This window comes from Variovorax sp. GW821-FHT09A10, from assembly GCF_059418385.1.
This window is the reverse complement of the sequence record NZ_JBWKPT010000004.1, coordinates 355,252-371,307: the sequence shown is the minus strand read 5'-3', so window position 1 is coordinate 371,307 and position 16,056 is coordinate 355,252. Positions and strand designations below refer to the sequence as shown.

Below are 16,056 nucleotides of genomic sequence, written 5' to 3'. Positions count from 1 at the left end.
TTTGTTCGCAGGCATTTTAGGTGAACGGAAAAAGACGCCGCCCGAATCTCCCCGCGGCACGACCCGCCGGCGGCCGCCTAAAATTCGGGCATGAGCTTTTCCACCGTCTCCGCCCTCTCCCCCCTTGACGGCCGCTATGCGGCCAAACTCGCGGCCTTGCGCCCGCTGATGAGCGAACAGGGCTACATGCACCGTCGCGTGCAGGTGGAGGTGGCCTGGTTCATTGCGCTGTCCGACTGCGGCTTCGCCGAGTTCAAGCCCCTCACGGGCGGCGCCCGCAAGTACCTGATGGGGCTGGTGTCGCACTTTTCCGAGGCCGACGCGCTGGCCATCAAGGACATCGAGAAGACCACCAACCACGACGTGAAGGCCGTCGAATACTGGATCAAGTCGAAGTTCGAAGCCCGGCCCGAGCTGCTGGCCGCCGCCGAGTTCGTGCACTTCGCCTGCACCAGCGAAGACATCAACAACACCAGCCACGCCCTGCAGATCCAGGCCGCGCGCGACACCGTGGTGCTGCCGGCCATCGACGGCCTGATCGCCAAGCTGCGCGAAATGGCGCACCAGTTCGCCGACGTGTCGATGCTCTCGCGCACCCACGGCCAGACCGCCAGCCCGACCACCGTCGGCAAGGAAATCGCCAACGTGGCGGTGCGCCTGACCAAGGCCCGCGCACAAATCGCCGCCGTGCAGCTGCTCGGCAAGATGAACGGCGCCGTGGGCAACTACAACGCCCACCTGGCCGCCTGGCCCGAGTTCGACTGGGAAGCCTTCAGCCGCAAGGTCGTCGAGACGCCCGCGCCGCTGGGCCTGGGCCTGAGCTTCCAGCCGTACAGCATCCAGATCGAGCCGCACGACTACATGGCCGAGCTGTTCGATGCCGTGGCGCGCGTCAACACCATCCTGGTCGACTTCTCGCGCGACATCTGGGGCTATGTGAGCCTGGGCTACTTCAAGCAGCGCCTGAAGAAGGGCGAGATCGGCTCGTCGACCATGCCGCACAAGGTCAACCCGATCGACTTCGAGAACGCCGAGGGCAACCTGGGCCTGGCCAACGCGGTGCTGCGCCACCTGAGCGAGAAGCTGCCCATCAGCCGCTGGCAGCGCGACCTGACCGACAGCACGGTGCTGCGCAACATCGGCGTGGCCTTCGGCTACGCCACGCTGGCCTACGCGAGCCTGGCCACCGGCCTGGGCAAGCTCGAGATCAACCAGGAAGCGCTGGCCGACGACCTCGAGGCCTCGTGGGAAGTGCTGGCCGAGCCGATCCAGACCGTGATGCGCCGCTTCGGCGTGCAGGGCGCCTACGAGCAGCTCAAGGAAGTCACGCGCGGCAAGACCGTGACGGCCGAGGCGCTGCACGGGCTGATCCGCTCGCTGGAGATTCCCGAAGAGGAAAAAGCCCGCCTCCTGGCGATGACGCCGGCCAGCTACACCGGCAAGGCCGCCGAACTCGCTCGTAGAATTTAGGCTTCCCCCGCGACGATCCGCCGGCCCGTGTTGCCCACGGCCGGTGCGCTTCGTTCGCCATCCGACACTTCCAGCCAACGTGCCCCGTCCGGGCGCACGCCAGCCGACAACCCTGACGGGACGCTTCGACGTCCCCGTTGTTCATGCTGCGCGCCCCGCTGAGACGCTACTGGCTCAAGCTCCACCGATGGATCGGCCTCACGCTCGGTCCGCTGCTCGCCCTCACGGCGCTCCTGGGCGCCGTGCTGGTCGTGGCGCTGCCGCTCGATCGCGCAGCGCATCCTGAACTCTTCACTGCGCGCAGTCTCGGCAACTCGGCGCCGGCGCCGCTGGAGCCCCTGCGCCAGCGCCTGCTCGCCGAGTTCGGCCCCGACACCAACCTCACGCTGCGCCCGCCGCGCCAGCCCGGCGACACGCTCTGGGTGATGGTGCGCGGCCCGTGGGACGGCACGCTCTACCTCGACCCCGCCACCGGCGCCGAACAGGGCCGCCGCGGCACGCACGAAGGCGCCTACAACCTGCTGTTCGAGCTGCACAGCAGCCTGCTGCTGGAAGACACGGGCAAGGGCATCCTCGCCATCGCCGCGCTGGCCTACCTGTTCCTGCTGGTCACCGGTGTGGTGCTGTGGTGGCCGGCGCGCTGGCCGCCCTCGCTGCGCATCGTGTTGAATCGCGGCCTGCTGCGCGGGCTGTTCGACCTGCACCGCACCGGCGGCGCCGTGCTCGGGCTGCTGATCGCGGTGTCGGTCTTCACCGGCGCCTACATGGCCTGGCGACCGCTGGGCGGTTTCATCTCGACCACCCTTGGACAGACGCCGGCCAAGGCGCCGGTCGTGCCCAAGGGCACCGCCACGGGCCCTCGCCTGCCGCTCGACGACCTCGTCGCCCGCGCGCAGGCCGTGTTCCCCGGCCAGCCCATCGGCTACGTGCAGGTGCCCGGCCGCCCCGACCGGCCGCTGCGCGTGCGCTTCCGGCTCGCCGACGACCCGCACCCGAACGGCATCGGTTCGGTGTGGGTGCATCCGGTCACGGGCGAGCTGCTCGGCGTGCGCCGCTGGCAGGACATGGACACCGGCAACGGCGCCGTGGTCGTGATCTACCCGCTGCACACCGGCGTGCTCGGCGGCGTGGTGCACCAGGCGGTCACCGCGCTGCTGGGCCTGGCGCTGGCCGGCCTCGGCCTGAGCGGCGTGTGGCTCTGGTGGCGCCGGCGCGCCGTGGCTGCGGTTGCGCGCAGCCAGGCGCTGTCCCGCGGCACGGCGCCCTGAACGACGCACACACCCCATCCCTTCATCCATCACAAATACATCGAGGAGGACTCCCCTTGTTCCCGCATAAGAAAACCGCCATCGCCCTGGCCCTGCTGCCCCTGAGCCTGCACAGCTTCGCGGCCGATGCCGAGCCGTCGAAGTCGCTCGAGGCCATCACCGTCACCGGCGACTGGCTCGGCACGCCCACCGAGACCAAGGTGCTCGAGCACGCCGGCGCGCGCAGCATCGTCGAGCGCCAGCAGATCCAGGAAAGCGGCTCGGCCAGCGTGCGCGACGTGCTGCGCCAGGTGCCCGGCGTGCAGGTGCAGGAGAGCAACGGCACCGGCGGCAGCGACATCTCGCTCAACGTGGGCGTGCGCGGCCTGACCTCGCGGCTGTCGCCGCGCTCGACCGTGTTGCTGGACGGCGTGCCGCTGGCCTACGCGCCCTACGGCCAGCCGCAGCTGTCGCTGGCACCGGTGTCGCTGGGCAGCCTCGAGGCGGTCGACGTGGTGCGCGGCGCGGGCTCGGTGCGCTACGGCCCCCAGAACGTGGGCGGCATCATCAACTTCGTGACGCGCTCGATCCCCAAGCAGTTCGCGGGCGAAGTCGACGTGGGCGTGGAGAGCGCCAGCCACGGCGGCGGCACCAAGACCACGCCCAGCCTGTTCATCGGCGGCACCAACGAGAACGGCCTGGGCCTGGCGCTGCTGTATTCGGGTACGCACGGGGACGGCTTTCGCCAGAGCAACGACAAGACCCGCATCGACGACCTGATGCTCAAGGGCGCCTACCGCCTTTCGAAGACCGACGACATCGCGATCTCGCTGCACCACTTCGAAGGCAAGGGGCGCATGCCCGGCGGCCTGACGACGGCGCAGTTCGCGGCCAACCCGTTCCAGTCGGACCGCCCCTACGACGAGTTCACGGGCCGCCGCACCGACGGCTCGCTCAAGTACACGCACAACGACGGCGTGAACAAGTTCGAGATGCTGACCTACTACACGGACTCGTACCGCAGCAGCTACCTCGAGCAGGAAGGCACGGGCGCCAACGCCAACCGCCGTCGCCTGACCACCGCGCCGCGCAACTACAAGACCTACGCCTTCGAGCCGCGCTACTCGCGCCTGATCGACTCGGGCAGCGTGGTGCAGGAAATCAGCATCGGCGCGCGCTACCTCAAGGAAGAGGCCTCCGAAGTGGCCACGCGCAGCAGCTACTACCGGCCGGTGCCGGGCTACGACGCCTACGCGCTCGCGCAGCCCGCGTACCAGACCAGCAAGGGCGGCACGACCGCGCACGCGTTCTACATCGACGACCGCATCGACTTCGGCAACTGGACGGTCACGCCCGGCGTGCGCTACGAGTCCTTCCGTTCGTACAACGACGTGTTCACCATGGCGAACAACCGCGTCACCAACGCGATCTACCCGAAGATCGAGTCCAACGAAGTGCTGCCCACGCTGTCGGTGCTCTACCGCATGAGCGGGCGCTGGTCGCTGTTCGCCAATGCCGGCGTGTCGTTCGGGCCCCAGCAGTACGCTCAGCTCGCGCAGTCGACCACCAGCCTGCACCCCGAGAAGGCCAAGACCTACGAGATCGGCACCAAGTACAAGGGCGAATCGTGGAGCGGCGAGCTGACGCTGTTCAACATCAACTTCGACAAGGAGCTGCTGCTCGCGCGCTCCATCACCGGTGACGTCGGCCAGTGGACCGACCTGGGCGCCACGCGCCACCGCGGGCTGGAGTCGGCGCTGCGCTACGACCTGGGCAGCCTGAGCGATGCGCTCAAGGGGCTGTCGGTGTCGGGCACCTACACGTACACGCAGGCCACCTCGAAGGCGGGCGTGTTCGCGGGGCGCGACCTGCCCTTCTACTCGCGCCATGTCGCCACGCTCGGCGCGCGCTACGAACGCGGGCCGTGGACGCTCAACGCCGACCTCTACGCGCAATCGAAGCAGCGTTCGCCGGGCTCGCCGGACGACGGCGCGAAGTACATCACCGTGGAAGACCCGAGCGGCCGGCTCGGCGACATCCCGGGCTACGGCACGGTGAACCTGCGCGCCGCCTACGACTTCGGCCCCTCGCTGAGCCACCTGAAGCTGGCCGTCGGCGTGAAGAACCTGTTCGACCGCCGCTACTACAACCGCTCGGTCGACAACAACGGCGGCAAGTACGTGGGCCAGCCGCGCACGGTGTACCTGCAGGCGTCGGTGGCGTTCTGAGGCCGAAGGGGCGCGCGCATACACTCGCGCACCCATGGCTCTCAAATCCACCATCTTCAAGGCCACCCTCGCGGTGGCCGACATCGACCACGGCTACTACGCCGACCATGCGCTGACCCTGGCGCGCCACCCCAGCGAGACCGACGAGCGGATGATGATCCGGCTGGTCGCGCTCGCGCTCAACGCGCACCAGCTGCAGGACATCTGCAACGGCGACGGCACGCTGGCCTTCGGCGCGGGCCTGTCGAACGTCGAGGAGCCCGACGTGTGGCTGCGCGACTTCACGGGCCAGACCAAGATCTGGATCGAAGTCGGCCAGCCCGAAGACAAACCCATCATCAAGGCCTGCGGCAAGGCGGACGAGGTGATCGTCTACTGCTTCAACCACGCGGCCGAAATCTGGTGGCGCGGCATCGAGAGCAAGCTCACGCGGCCGCAGAACCTGAAGGTCTACCGTGTGCCCACCGAGGCCTCGCAGGCGCTCGCCAAGCTGGCGCAGCGCAGCATGCAGCTGCAGGCGACGATCCAGGAAAGCACGCTGACGCTGGGCGACGGCGTGAACAGCATCGACGTCGAACTGCTCAAGTGGAAGTAGAGGGTCCGCGCGGCTAGGCCGCCGGCATCATCTCGCCGCACTGCCAGCACTGCTCGAAGCCGCCTTCGACCTGCTCGCCGCACACGCAGCGCCAGCTGCGCTGCGGGCGGTTCTGCAGTTCGTGCAGCAGGCGCTTCGCGAGCTCGTACTGCGATGCGTCGTCGATCCAGATCTCGGGCAGGCACTGGTCGGGCGGCAGCTGGCCCATGACCGCGCCGAGGAATTCGCGCTGCACCGTCGCGGCCACGCCCTCCTCGCGCAAGGCATGCGCCCACACGGTCGCGATCGCGAGGTTGGGGGCTTGCGCGAGGCGGCGCATGGTCAGGGCGCCCAGTTTTTGTCGTCGTCGGGGTCGAACTCGGGCTCGGCGGCGGTGGGCTCGGCTTCGCGCGCGCGTTCGGCATAGCGGTTGAAGCGCCAGGCCGAGTCTTCCATGGTGATGCGGCGCCAGGTGACGCGCTTTTCGACCGGCGTCATGGCCGGCCAGTACTGCACCTCGTCGAAGCTGCGTCCGCAGCCCTTGCACTCGTCGTCGCCCTGGCTGGTCGAGCAGATCGCGATGCAGGGCGTGTCGGGCGTGCTGTGGTACCAGTCGAGCCAGGCAGCCCAGGCCTTGGCGGGAAAGCCGACCTCGTCGACCTCGTCTTCGTGGTGGAAGACCATGAGCGCGTAGACCTCGGCCAGTGCGCGCAATTCGGGCGCCAGCGTGATGCCGTCGGGCGAAGGAGACTTCTCGCGCCAGTGGTTGATGGCGGCCTCGATGTCGGTGATGTGGATGGCGGCCATGAAGAGTGAAAAAACAGCGAGCGGCGATCATAGTCCCGCAATGTCCCGCCCCTTCTTAGGGCCATAGGCGCTCCCAAAAATGGAGCATCAAATGCCCGCTGCATGCGCTCTTCCGGACCTTTGCCCTTAAATGTAAAGAAAACTTTCGGTTGCCTCGGCGCGGTCTTCAATGCTCTAATCCCGCCCACGAAGGGGAGTAGCTCCCGATCGCTGTCCCCGGGCAGCGTGAATCGTCAGGTCGTCAATACGAAGCACAACACTTCCGGCCTGGCGGGCGACACACGCGCCGACGCCTGTCGGCGCGCCTGCTGTTGTCGAGCGAGACCTTCGATTTGAACCTGCGCAGGTTTGGTCGAAGCGTTCGCAAGTCCCCGGTGTCACCCGGCCTTCGCTCCCCCGCTTTCGACCGCACCCGTGCAGGGTGAATCGAAACGCATCGGCATGCCGCTGCCCGTCGTGGTCCCATCCGGGGAGCTGCGGGCATGGCGCCAAGACAATGAGGAATCTATGGAACAGTTCATGACCCCGGAATTCTGGGTCGCGGTCGGTCAGATCATCATGATCGACATTCTTTTGGGCGGCGACAACGCCGTCGTCATCGCACTGGCATGCCGCAAGCTGCCGCCCGCGCAACGCACCCAGGGCATCCTGTGGGGCACCGCCGGCGCCATCATCCTGCGCGTGATCCTGATCTTCTTCGCGCTCACGCTGCTCGCGATTCCGTTCCTGAAACTGGTGGGCGCGATCCTGCTGCTGTGGATCGGCGTGAAACTGCTGGCCCCCGACCATGACGACGCGCACGGCAACATCGCCGGCAGCGACCGCCTCTGGGGCGCCGTCAAGACCGTGATCATTGCCGACCTGGTGATGAGCGTGGACAACGTGATCGCCATCGCCGGTGCCGCACAAGGCGCGGGCGAAGGCCACCAGATGCCGCTGGTGATCTTCGGTCTGCTCGTGAGCATCCCGATCATCGTCTGGGGCAGCCAGCTGGTCATCAAGCTGATGGACCGCTTCCCGATGATCATCACGCTGGGCGGCATGCTGCTGGGCTGGATCGCCGGCACGATGGCCGTGTCCGACCCGGCCCTGGCGAACCCCGCCAACTGGACCTGGGTGCCGAAGGTGCCGCAGACCGACACCATCAAGTACGCCGCCGGCGTCATCGGTGCGCTGCTGGTGCTGGCGATCGGCAAGTGGGTGGCCTCGCGCAAGCCGGCCCCCGCCACCCCGGCCCACTGAGCGTTCGTTGAACGATAAACGCCCCGCACTGAAACTTCTTGCATCAATCCGGTCTCTGTCACTCTAACTATCAAAGGAGAGCACTCATGGAAAAGATCATTCTTTACGTCGACGACGCCGTCTATGCCAGCGAGCAGTTCGCCGAACTGGCGCCGGACGCAAACAACGTCGTGGCGCGCCATTGGGTGCTCGTGGCCTGCGCGCCGCGCATGACACACCGGATCAGCAAGTGGGTGAGCCACAGCGCGCGCGAGAACTGGCGCGCCAAGTGGTTCAGCAAGGTGCAGGCGCAGATGCTGCCGCTGCTCGAGCGCAACGGCGGCCAGGTGACGGCGGTGCTGGCCAAGGGCCCGCTGACCGACCTGACGCAGCAACTCAAGCGCGAGCACGCGGCCACCCACGTGGTCGATGCGCGCCGCCCGAAGATCGGCGTCGACCTGGAACCGGTCACGCCCGAGCAGACCCCGGCCAAACAATCGGGCTGGGCTTTTCCCGGCGCCGTGATGGGCATGGGTGCGCTGCTGGTGCTGGCCAACGAGCTGGCCGAGTAGGCCTGCTTCAGGGCCACACGCCCGCCCGAACCGACACAAGCCCCGCTGCGGCAACGCAGCGGGGCTTGTTCTTTTGTGCGGGCCCGTGGGGTATCCTGCGGCGCATGCGCATCCTCCTCAAATGGCTGCTCAGCGCCGTGGCGCTGCTCGCGGTCGCCTACCTCTACAGCGGCGTCCAGGTCCAGAGTTTCGGTGCGGCGCTGCTCGCGGCGGCCGTGATCGGCCTGCTCAACATGGTCGTGCGGCCGGTGCTGGTGATCCTGACGCTGCCGGTCACCATCGTCACGCTCGGGCTGTTCCTGTTCGTGATCAACGCCCTGCTGTTCTGGGCCGCCTCGGGCCTGCTCGGCGGCTTCCATGTGAACGGCTTCCTCGCCGCGCTGCTGGGCTCGCTGATCTACTCGCTGCTCGGGCTGCTCATCGAGAGCGCGCTGGGCGGGCTGCTGTCGCCCCGGCGCTGAGCGCCGCCCCTCGACGCCTCACTTCAGCGGCGGCTCCTCGGCCTGCCGCTTGACCAGCACGTCGACGGCACGCGCGCGCGTGTCGACGATCGACGCCTCGTAGTGGTCGATGGACGCGCCCGACTTGCGGATCAGCTCCTGCGCCGCCTTGAAGCGGTCGCGCGCCGCCGGGTAGTCGAGGATCGCCACGTTGGCCTCGGCATCGGCGCGGATCGCGCGCAGCGTGTCGTTCTGCGCACCGTACAGATTGGCCAGCGTGCGCCAGGCCGTGGCGTCGCGCGGGTGAACAGCGACCCAGTCGCGCAGCGCGGGCACCATCGGCGCAGGCTGGCGCTGGGCGATCGCGGCTTCGGCCGCGAGGAGCATCTCGGGCCGCTCCTTCGACTTGGCGTCGAGCAACGCCGCCGCGCGGGGCGCGCCGCCGGCCGCGAGTTCGATCTCGGCCTGCAGCCAGCGCGCCTGCTTGGCCGCGGCTGCGTCGTCGGCCGTGCGGGCCACGAGCCGCTCGGCCAGCGCACGCGCCGCCTTGAAATCGCGCAGCTCCTTGGCCGCCATCGCCGCCGCGTAGAGCGTGCCCGCCTGCTGCGCCGGTGAACTGCCCGCGAATTCGCCGCTCGAGGCCGCGTTGACCCACAACCGCAGCACGTCGACGCCCGGGCGCGTCAGCACACGGGCGCGCGAAGCGACCATGGCGTGGTCCATCACCAGCGGCACCGTCGGCGGTGCGGCATCGGCACGGAACTGGAACCGGCCCTGCATGTCCGAGATGCGCTCGGTCGTCAGCGGATGGCTGCGCAAGTAGGGGTACGAGCCGTTGTCGTTCAGGCGCGAGGCGTACTGCAGCTTCTCGAACATCGCCGCGGCGCCCTGCGGCGCAAAGCCCGCCTGCGTCATCACGCCGAAACCGATGCGGTCGGCCTCGCGCTCCATGTCGCGCGAGAAGCTCAGCTGGTTCTGCATGAACAGCGCCTGGCTGCCCATGATCACCGCCTGGCCGGCGTCAGCGTTGCGGCTCTTGCTGGCCGCGATCATCCCCAGGATCAGGCCGGCGATCATCAGGGGCATCTGCTTGCCCTGCTTGCTCATGATGCGCGAGATGTGGCGCTGCGTGACGTGCGACAGCTCGTGCCCGAGCACCGTCGCCAGCTCGTCGCGGCTGCCGACCGCGGCCAGCAGCCCCAGGTTCAGCCCGAGGTAGCCGCCCGGCAGCGCGAAGGCGTTGATGTTGCGGTCGCGCCCCAGCAGGATGGTCCAGGCGAAACGCTCGTCGAGCTCGGGCGTGAGCTCGCCGCGCGAGCGCGCAGCGGCCAGCAGGCGCTGCCAGATGTCCTGCACATAGGCGGCGATCACCGGGTCGTCGATGTAGTCCGTGTCGCGGTACAGCTCGCGCACGATCTGGTCGCCCAGCTGGCGCTCGGCGCTGGCCGTCATCTCGCCGCCGTCACCGAGGCCCGGCAGGATCTGCTGCACCTGCGCCAGCGCGGGGACCGGCAGCAGCACCTGGGAAGCTATCAAAAAGGTAGCGCACACCGCATGCCGGAGGGGCGTCGGGCGGGTTTTCTTGTGGAAAGAGGGAGTCAAGCGCGGCATTCCTCGTCTGTGGCTCGGGCTCGTATGATGCATCTTCAAAACGAACGTTCACCGATGAGCACCCTCACCCATTTTGACGCCCAGGGCCAGGCCCACATGGTCGACGTGGCGGCCAAGCCCGCCACCCACCGCGTGGCCGTGGCCACCGGCCGCATCGAGATGCAGCCCGCGACGCTGGCGCTGATCGAATCGGGCACCGCCAAGAAGGGCGACGTGCTGGGCATCGCGCGCATCGCCGGCATCCAGGCGGCCAAGAAGACCAGCGACCTGATCCCGCTGTGCCACCCGCTCGCGCTGACCCGCGTGGCCGTGGCCTTCGCGCTCGCCGAGGGCGGCCAGGCGCCGCAGGTGGCCTGCACCGCGACCGTCGAGACCGTCGGCCCGACCGGCGTCGAGATGGAAGCCCTGACCGCCGTGCAGGTCGCGCTGCTCACCATCTACGACATGTGCAAGGCCGTGGACCGCGGGATGCGGATCACTGACGTGCATGTGCTGGAGAAGCACGGCGGGAAGTCGGGCAGCTACGTCGCGACGGCGGGCTGAACTCAGACGGCTACAGCTCGGGCGCGTCGTCCGGGCGGTTGTCGAGCCAGCGGGCGAACGCGGCCGGGAACGCTACACGGAAGCGCTCGGCCCACGCATGCGCCTCGGCATCGCGGCCCAGCAACTCGGCGCTTTCGATCAGCTTCACGATGACGCGCGGCTCGGGCGAGAAATGCAGCACCCGCCCGGCCAGTTCGTGCATGTGCGCGGCATTCGCCGGCGTGACGGCTGTCAGCGTCACCTCGGCGAAATCCACCTGGCGTGAGAACAGCCACGAGCCCTGGAGCTTGGCGAGCGTGTCGTCGCGGTAGGCCGGCATGCGCGCGTCGCGCGGCAGGTAGATCTGGCTGATGCGGGTGTAGTCCCAGGCTGCGTAGCCGATGAGGGCCATCCAGGCTGCTGCGGCTGCGAATGCGGCGCGCTTTCTGCCGTTCGCTTCCGGGCGCTTGGACGATCCTGGCCACAGGATGCCGAGGCACAGGCCGAACACCAGCTGGAATGGTCCGTACCAGAGCGGGTATTCGAGCAGGCTGTGCACGAGGATAACGCCGAGCAGGCCCCAGGCCATCAGGCGCAAGGGATCGCGCTCGCGCCACGGTCTTGCCGCACCCACCATCCATAGAAAACCACCGCAGATCAGCACCGCCGACGGAATGCCCAGCTCGACGGCGAGGTGCAGCGGCAGGTTGTGGGCGTTGTCGAGGATCACGGGGAAACGCGGGCCGTTGTACAGCGTGACGAAGTGCGCGAAGCTGAGTTCGCCCCAGCCCCAGCCGGTGAGGGGGCTCTGGGCGATGAGGGTCAGGACGTTCTGCCAGAGGACGACGCGGCTGTCGGTGGTGACGATGGCGGGTTGCAGGCGGTGGAGCATGCCGGTGCCGGAGGCGACCGCGTGGCCGGCGTCCCCGCCACTGGCCAGGTACGGCAGCAGCCAGTGCAGGGCGGTGTACAGCAGGATAGCGGCGAGCAGGAACGTGGGGGCTGGCAGGCGAAAGTCCACCGAGCCTGCATGCCGCGGTGCCAGGCGGCGCTCCCGCCACGCCATGGCGGCGGCACCAATGGCGATCAGCAGCAACTGCAGGAAACCGGTGCGCGATCCCGAGGCCACGAGGGCCGCCACCAGGAGCACGCCGGCGGGAGCAAACAGCCAGCGGATGCGCCGGGACTGCGACGTGGCATGCCACCACAGCGCCGCGACCATCGCCAGACTGATCAGGGTCGCGAACTGGTTGCGCTGGCGCAGGTTGCCCCAGGCGCGGCCGGACGGAGGTGACGACGTGAACGGCCCAAGAAACTCCGTGAAGCCGTAGTACTGGAGCAGGCCCAGGAGAGCGCTGAGCAGACCGGCGGCGAGCAGCCCGACGGCCAACGCGTGACCCAGCGGGCCGCGCTGCTGCGCCGCTCCTGCGCCGAGACAAGCTGCTGTGGCGATCCCGGCCAAAGCGCCCAAGGTCGGTAGCAAGAGCGTGGCTCCGGTACCCACGGCTGCGGACAACACGACGAAAAACGCCATCACCGCCAGCCCGGCGCGCAGTCCCCTCGAGGGAAAGGCGGACGGCGCCATCGCGAGCAGCCCCGCAACACAGCCCCATGACATCAGTTGCTGCCAGACATTGATCGAAGGGCCGCCCACCAGCGGGGAAAGAAACGGCCAGGCCACGAGGCCGGTACAGACGAATTCAGCAAGCCGTAAAGGCGTGTTCAGAGGAGGCGCCGGCAAGGACGCGTCAAGGCGATTCATCGACCCATCATGCCAACCGGCCGTCGCCGATAAGTGGCAGCGCGCGGCGGATGAGTGGATTTGCATTTGGAAACAGTTATGGACACTCTATAACAATCCTAAATAACCATTGCCTGCCGCTCGGCCACCGCCGCAGCGGCAGCCGAGAGGCCTGTTCGATGACCAGACAACAATTCGCCGTGAAAGTGGCTGCCGCGCGGCGCCGCAATTTGCAGGGGTTCACGCTCATCGAACTCATGATTGTCGTGGCCGTCATCGGCATCCTGGCGGCCATCGCGCTCCCGAGCTACAACGACTACGTTCGACGCGGGCAACTGCCTGCAGCATTCAACGGATTGTCGGAGTACCGCGTGAAGATGGAGCAGTACTACCAGGACAACCGGAACTACGGGAGCACCAACTGCGCCGACGGCACCAGCGGCACTGGATGGAACACGTTCCCCACCACGAAGGAGCGTTTTACCTTCAGCTGCGCACTGAACACCCGCACCGGCGTTTCGGGCGAGCAAAGCTACACCATCACCGCCGAGGGCGCCTCAGGGCGAGCGACCGGCCACATCTACACAATCAATGAACTTGGCATACGCCAGACCACCCGGTTCAAGGGAAGCACGGTCGCCCAGACCTGCTGGTTGACCTCCTCGTCCACCTGCTGACCATGCGCACTCGCCGTTCGCCGCGTTCGCCCGGCTTCACCCTCGTCGAACTGGTCGTCACCATCGCGGTGTTCGCGCTGCTTCTGCTCGCGGCCCTGCCATCGCTCGGCACCTGGACGGACAACACGCGCATCCGCAACGTCGCTAGCTCTTTGCTGGACGGCCTTCAGCTTGCGCGCGCGGAAGCCATTCGGCGCAACCAGAACGTTTCGTTCTGGCTGGTCAACATCGACAACCCCGCCGTGCTGAGCAACGACTGCACCCTGTCGAACACCAGCGGCTCATGGGTGGTCAGCGTGAACTCGCCCATCGGGCATTGTGCGGATGCCCCCTCCACCGACTCCTCGCCCATGCTGGTCACAGGCCGACCCGTCGGTGACGCCGGAGGCCGGGTGTCGGTGACGGCCGTATTGGCCGCCGGCTCCTCCACCGCCGCCAATTCGGTCACGTTCAACGGTTTCGGTCGCCTCGTGAACACAACCGACGCCATCGGTCAAATCGACATCACAGGCCCGACGAGCGGTACCACCTACCGCAACCTACGCCTCGTCGTCAGCCCTGCCGGCCAGGTTCGTATGTGCGACCCGGATTCGGGTATTGCAACCACAGACCCGCGGAGATGCTGACATGAAGACACGAGCCCCTTCGCACCTCCTCCCCCCGTCTTGCGCTTCACGTGGAGCCATGCCACCTGTGAGACGTATACGCGGCATTGCCCTGATTGAAGTGCTCATCGCGCTGCTGATCTTCATGCTCGGCGTGCTCGGACTGGTGGGCCTGCAAGCCACGATGACACGGGCGCAGACCGATTCGAAATCCCGCGCCGATGCCGCCTACCTGGCCACCGAACTCATCGGCCGCATGTGGGGCGACCTCACGAACATGGCGTCCTACAGCGGCTCCGGCTGCGCGTCGCAGACACGCTGCAAGGAATGGCAGGACAAGGTGAGTCAAACCCTGCCCCGAGGCACGGGCGCGGTGACCGTGGCCTCCGGCACGGGCGATGTCCAGATCACGGTCGGCTGGACCATGCCCAACGGCGATACGCGCCAGTACGTCACGAGCACCACGATTTCCAAGTCGGCGAACTGAGATGAAATCGACCTCTTCACGTCCTTTCGCTGCACCTTCCCAGCGCGGCTTCACGCTGATCGAGCTCATGGTCGGCCTGGTACTCGGCATGCTCACGGTGCTCGTTATCACGCAGGTGCTCGCGCTCGCCGAAGGCAAGCGGCGCGCCATCACGATGGGCGGCGATGCGCAGATCAACGGCTCACTGTCGATCTTCGCGCTCCAGCGGGACATCCAGCAAGCCGGGTATGGCGCGGCAGCCAGCCCCGACGCACTGGGTTGCCCGGTGACGCGCCAGTTCGATGCCTCCGGCACCTCCACGACCTTCACGCTTGCGCCGGTGGTGATCACCGACGGGGGTAGCGGCGGTGCACCCGACACCATCACCATTCTTCAATCCAACACCCCCAACTTCTCCACCCCGATGCTGTTGATGGGCAACCATGCGCAGACCGATGACCATTTCACCGTCAGCTCGTCGCTCAACGCCAGCGTCGGCAATCTGATGATCGCAGTGCCGAAAACGCAATCGGCCAGTGCCGGCTGTACCCTCTTCAGTGTGACCAACGACACCAGCGCTGCGACCACGACATTGAGCAGCACCAACGTGCCGCACGTCGCGGGCGCGGGGCCGTTGACCAAGTGGAACCAGAGTGCCGTCTTTCCAACGGGCGGCTATGAGGCTGGCAGCTACCTGCTGAACATGGGTTCGATGGTGCTGCGCACCTATTCCATCGATCAACTGAGCTTGAAGACGGACGACTTCACACCGACCAGCACGGCAGTCACGTCTTCGATCCTCTATCCGCAAATCGTCAACTTGCAAGCGTTCTACGGCAAAGACACGAACGGTGACGGCATCGTCGATGCCTACGACACGGTCCTTCCAACGACGAGCGCCGGCTGGATGCAGGTGCTGACCATTCGGATTGCAGTGGTCGCTCGCAGCAACCAATACGAGAAAGACGCGGTCACCGGCGACACGATTCCATGGGATATCGGCACCACCTCGACCTTCGTCGGTCTCACGCCGACCACTTGCAACGGCGCGAGCAAGTGCCTCCCACTCAAGATCAATCACGTAACCGAATGGGCGCACTACCGCTACAAGGTCTACGACACGATCGTGCCGCTGCGCAACGTCATCTGGAACTCATGATGAAGCCTTCTTCGACCTCCTGGCGCACGCGCGCCTCCGCCGCCCGTCCACAACGCGGCGCCTCGCTGCTCTTCGCGCTGCTCACGCTGGTCGCCATGCTGCTGGCCACGCTCGCGCTGGTGCGCTCGGTAGACACGAGCACTACGCTGCTGGGCAACATCGGCTTCAAGCAGGACGCCACTGTCGCAACCGACCAGGCGGCACGGACCGCCATCGACTGGCTGTCGACGAACGCTGCCAGCCTCAACACCAGCCTGGCCGCCAACGGCTACTACGCCAACACCAAAGAGTTTGCCGACGACGGAACCACCGCCGCCGGCCAGGTCGACGTGACAGGCGGCCAACTGGCTGCCGCCAGTCGACGCCTCGTGGACTGGGACAACGATACGTGCCGCTCGGCGACCTCGGGCACCTACGCAGACTGCACCATCAAGACCGCGAGCGCCGGCACGATCAATGGCAACAGCGCGCGCTACGTCATCTTCAGGCTGTGCAACAAGCCGGGCGACTATGGGACCGACAACACGATCCATTGCGCCAAGCCCATGAATGCCGCGGGCACGTCGGCGACGAAGCGCGGCGAACTGAACTATTCGGACTACGCCCGCTTTTCCAATGCCGCTGGGCCTTATTACCGCGTTGTGGTACGCGTGACGGGCGCCCGCAACACCGCCAGTTTTGCCGAGACCATCGTGCACTTCTGAGTGCGACGGAAT

The 16,056-nt window shown here is 67.2% G+C and carries 17 protein-coding genes; 13 read left to right on the top strand and 4 right to left on the bottom strand.

All coding sequences use genetic code 11. From position 1 onward, the window contains the following. Nucleotides 1-90: 90 nt before the first annotated feature. The 4 genes from purB (at nt 91) to AC07Q9_RS18405 (ending at nt 5,540) form a co-directional block, all read left to right on the top strand. Nucleotides 91-1,470 carry an adenylosuccinate lyase gene (gene purB / locus AC07Q9_RS18420; protein ID WP_489060639.1) on the top strand — a complete coding sequence of 460 codons (1,380 nt, stop codon included), beginning with the start codon at nt 91-93 and terminating at the stop codon, nt 1,468-1,470. 143 nt (nt 1,471-1,613) lie between these two features. Then, nucleotides 1,614-2,738: a PepSY-associated TM helix domain-containing protein gene (locus tag AC07Q9_RS18415; protein WP_495311173.1), complete on the top strand. Its 1,125-nt coding sequence runs from the start codon at nt 1,614-1,616 to the stop codon at nt 2,736-2,738. A 56-nt stretch (nt 2,739-2,794) separates the two neighbouring features. Next, complete coding sequence (locus AC07Q9_RS18410) at nt 2,795-4,945, top strand: TonB-dependent receptor family protein (RefSeq protein ID WP_495311172.1); 2,151 nt, start codon at nt 2,795-2,797, stop codon at nt 4,943-4,945. Between the two features lie 34 nt (nt 4,946-4,979). After that, nucleotides 4,980-5,540 (top strand): YaeQ family protein, encoded by a 561-nt coding sequence (locus AC07Q9_RS18405; RefSeq protein WP_495302585.1) that lies wholly within the window; start codon nt 4,980-4,982, stop codon nt 5,538-5,540. A 13-nt stretch (nt 5,541-5,553) separates the two neighbouring features. Here the strand turns inward: AC07Q9_RS18405 and AC07Q9_RS18400 are convergent, their stop codons facing one another. Continuing rightward, a complete protein-coding gene (locus tag AC07Q9_RS18400) occupies nt 5,554-5,859 on the bottom strand; it encodes a putative signal transducing protein (protein ID WP_495302584.1) in 306 nt (101 codons plus the stop codon). A gap of 2 nt (nt 5,860-5,861) precedes the next feature. Beyond that, nucleotides 5,862-6,326 (bottom strand): DUF3717 domain-containing protein, encoded by a 465-nt coding sequence (locus tag AC07Q9_RS18395; RefSeq protein WP_489060632.1) that lies wholly within the window; start codon nt 6,324-6,326, stop codon nt 5,862-5,864. A 507-nt stretch (nt 6,327-6,833) separates the two neighbouring features. On the opposite strand from AC07Q9_RS18395, the gene AC07Q9_RS18390 reads away from it, so the two are divergent. The 3 genes from AC07Q9_RS18390 (at nt 6,834) to AC07Q9_RS18380 (ending at nt 8,580) form a co-directional block, all read left to right on the top strand. Further along, nucleotides 6,834-7,568 carry a TerC family protein gene (locus AC07Q9_RS18390; RefSeq protein WP_495302582.1) on the top strand — a complete coding sequence of 245 codons (735 nt, stop codon included), beginning with the start codon at nt 6,834-6,836 and terminating at the stop codon, nt 7,566-7,568. A gap of 86 nt (nt 7,569-7,654) precedes the next feature. After that, nucleotides 7,655-8,119 (top strand): hypothetical protein, encoded by a 465-nt coding sequence (locus AC07Q9_RS18385; protein ID WP_495311170.1) that lies wholly within the window; start codon nt 7,655-7,657, stop codon nt 8,117-8,119. 104 nt (nt 8,120-8,223) lie between these two features. Further along, nucleotides 8,224-8,580, top strand: a complete 357-nt coding sequence (locus tag AC07Q9_RS18380; RefSeq protein WP_495311168.1) for a phage holin family protein — start codon at nt 8,224-8,226, stop codon at nt 8,578-8,580. An 18-nt stretch (nt 8,581-8,598) separates the two neighbouring features. On the opposite strand, the gene AC07Q9_RS18375 is transcribed toward AC07Q9_RS18380, so the two are convergent. Further along, complete coding sequence (locus AC07Q9_RS18375; RefSeq protein ID WP_495311167.1) at nt 8,599-10,170, bottom strand: M48 family metalloprotease; 1,572 nt, start codon at nt 10,168-10,170, stop codon at nt 8,599-8,601. Nucleotides 10,171-10,224: 54 nt separating this feature from the next. Here AC07Q9_RS18375 and moaC point away from each other — a divergent pair, with 54 nt between their 5' ends. Continuing rightward, on the top strand, nt 10,225-10,713 hold the full coding sequence (gene moaC / locus AC07Q9_RS18370) for a cyclic pyranopterin monophosphate synthase MoaC (RefSeq protein ID WP_062475294.1): 489 nt from the start codon (nt 10,225-10,227) through the stop codon (nt 10,711-10,713). Nucleotides 10,714-10,723: 10 nt separating this feature from the next. Here the strand turns inward: moaC and AC07Q9_RS18365 are convergent, their stop codons facing one another. Next, on the bottom strand, nt 10,724-12,454 hold the full coding sequence (locus AC07Q9_RS18365) for a PglL family O-oligosaccharyltransferase (RefSeq protein WP_495311165.1): 1,731 nt from the start codon (nt 12,452-12,454) through the stop codon (nt 10,724-10,726). Between the two features lie 158 nt (nt 12,455-12,612). Here AC07Q9_RS18365 and AC07Q9_RS18360 point away from each other — a divergent pair, with 158 nt between their 5' ends. From AC07Q9_RS18360 to AC07Q9_RS18340, 5 genes are read left to right on the top strand one after another with little or no spacing between them, the layout of a single operon-like run. After that, a complete protein-coding gene (locus tag AC07Q9_RS18360) occupies nt 12,613-13,110 on the top strand; it encodes a type IV pilin protein (RefSeq protein ID WP_495311163.1) in 498 nt (165 codons plus the stop codon). Nucleotides 13,111-13,112: 2 nt separating this feature from the next. After that, complete coding sequence (locus AC07Q9_RS18355; protein ID WP_495311162.1) at nt 13,113-13,736, top strand: GspH/FimT family pseudopilin; 624 nt, start codon at nt 13,113-13,115, stop codon at nt 13,734-13,736. Between the two features lie 58 nt (nt 13,737-13,794). Further along, nucleotides 13,795-14,202 (top strand): type IV pilus modification PilV family protein, encoded by a 408-nt coding sequence (locus tag AC07Q9_RS18350; RefSeq protein WP_495311161.1) that lies wholly within the window; start codon nt 13,795-13,797, stop codon nt 14,200-14,202. 1 nt (nt 14,203) lies between these two features. Beyond that, complete coding sequence (locus AC07Q9_RS18345) at nt 14,204-15,340, top strand: PilW family protein (RefSeq protein WP_495311159.1); 1,137 nt, start codon at nt 14,204-14,206, stop codon at nt 15,338-15,340. Further along, nucleotides 15,340-16,044 carry a pilus assembly PilX family protein gene (locus tag AC07Q9_RS18340; protein ID WP_495311158.1) on the top strand — a complete coding sequence of 235 codons (705 nt, stop codon included), beginning with the start codon at nt 15,340-15,342 and terminating at the stop codon, nt 16,042-16,044. The genes AC07Q9_RS18345 and AC07Q9_RS18340 overlap by 1 nt, the downstream gene beginning before the upstream one ends. The last annotated feature ends 12 nt before the right edge of the window (nt 16,045-16,056 follow it).

Coding starts and splice junctions, on each gene's coding strand:
- AC07Q9_RS18415 (WP_495311173.1), top strand. CDS start 1,614: ATGCTGCGCGCCCCGCTGAGACGCTACTGGCTCAAGCTCCACCGATGG.
- AC07Q9_RS18385 (WP_495311170.1), top strand. CDS start 7,655: ATGGAAAAGATCATTCTTTACGTCGACGACGCCGTCTATGCCAGCGAG.
- AC07Q9_RS18350 (WP_495311161.1), top strand. CDS start 13,795: ATGCCACCTGTGAGACGTATACGCGGCATTGCCCTGATTGAAGTGCTC.
- AC07Q9_RS18395 (WP_489060632.1), bottom strand. CDS start 6,326: ATGGCCGCCATCCACATCACCGACATCGAGGCCGCCATCAACCACTGG.
- AC07Q9_RS18355 (WP_495311162.1), top strand. CDS start 13,113: ATGCGCACTCGCCGTTCGCCGCGTTCGCCCGGCTTCACCCTCGTCGAA.
- AC07Q9_RS18400 (WP_495302584.1), bottom strand. CDS start 5,859: ATGCGCCGCCTCGCGCAAGCCCCCAACCTCGCGATCGCGACCGTGTGG.
- AC07Q9_RS18345 (WP_495311159.1), top strand. CDS start 14,204: ATGAAATCGACCTCTTCACGTCCTTTCGCTGCACCTTCCCAGCGCGGC.
- AC07Q9_RS18360 (WP_495311163.1), top strand. CDS start 12,613: ATGACCAGACAACAATTCGCCGTGAAAGTGGCTGCCGCGCGGCGCCGC.
- AC07Q9_RS18380 (WP_495311168.1), top strand. CDS start 8,224: ATGCGCATCCTCCTCAAATGGCTGCTCAGCGCCGTGGCGCTGCTCGCG.
- AC07Q9_RS18390 (WP_495302582.1), top strand. CDS start 6,834: ATGGAACAGTTCATGACCCCGGAATTCTGGGTCGCGGTCGGTCAGATC.
- AC07Q9_RS18340 (WP_495311158.1), top strand. CDS start 15,340: ATGAAGCCTTCTTCGACCTCCTGGCGCACGCGCGCCTCCGCCGCCCGT.
- AC07Q9_RS18405 (WP_495302585.1), top strand. CDS start 4,980: ATGGCTCTCAAATCCACCATCTTCAAGGCCACCCTCGCGGTGGCCGAC.
- moaC (WP_062475294.1), top strand. CDS start 10,225: ATGAGCACCCTCACCCATTTTGACGCCCAGGGCCAGGCCCACATGGTC.
- AC07Q9_RS18375 (WP_495311167.1), bottom strand. CDS start 10,170: ATGCCGCGCTTGACTCCCTCTTTCCACAAGAAAACCCGCCCGACGCCC.
- AC07Q9_RS18365 (WP_495311165.1), bottom strand. CDS start 12,454: ATGAATCGCCTTGACGCGTCCTTGCCGGCGCCTCCTCTGAACACGCCT.
- purB (WP_489060639.1), top strand. CDS start 91: ATGAGCTTTTCCACCGTCTCCGCCCTCTCCCCCCTTGACGGCCGCTAT.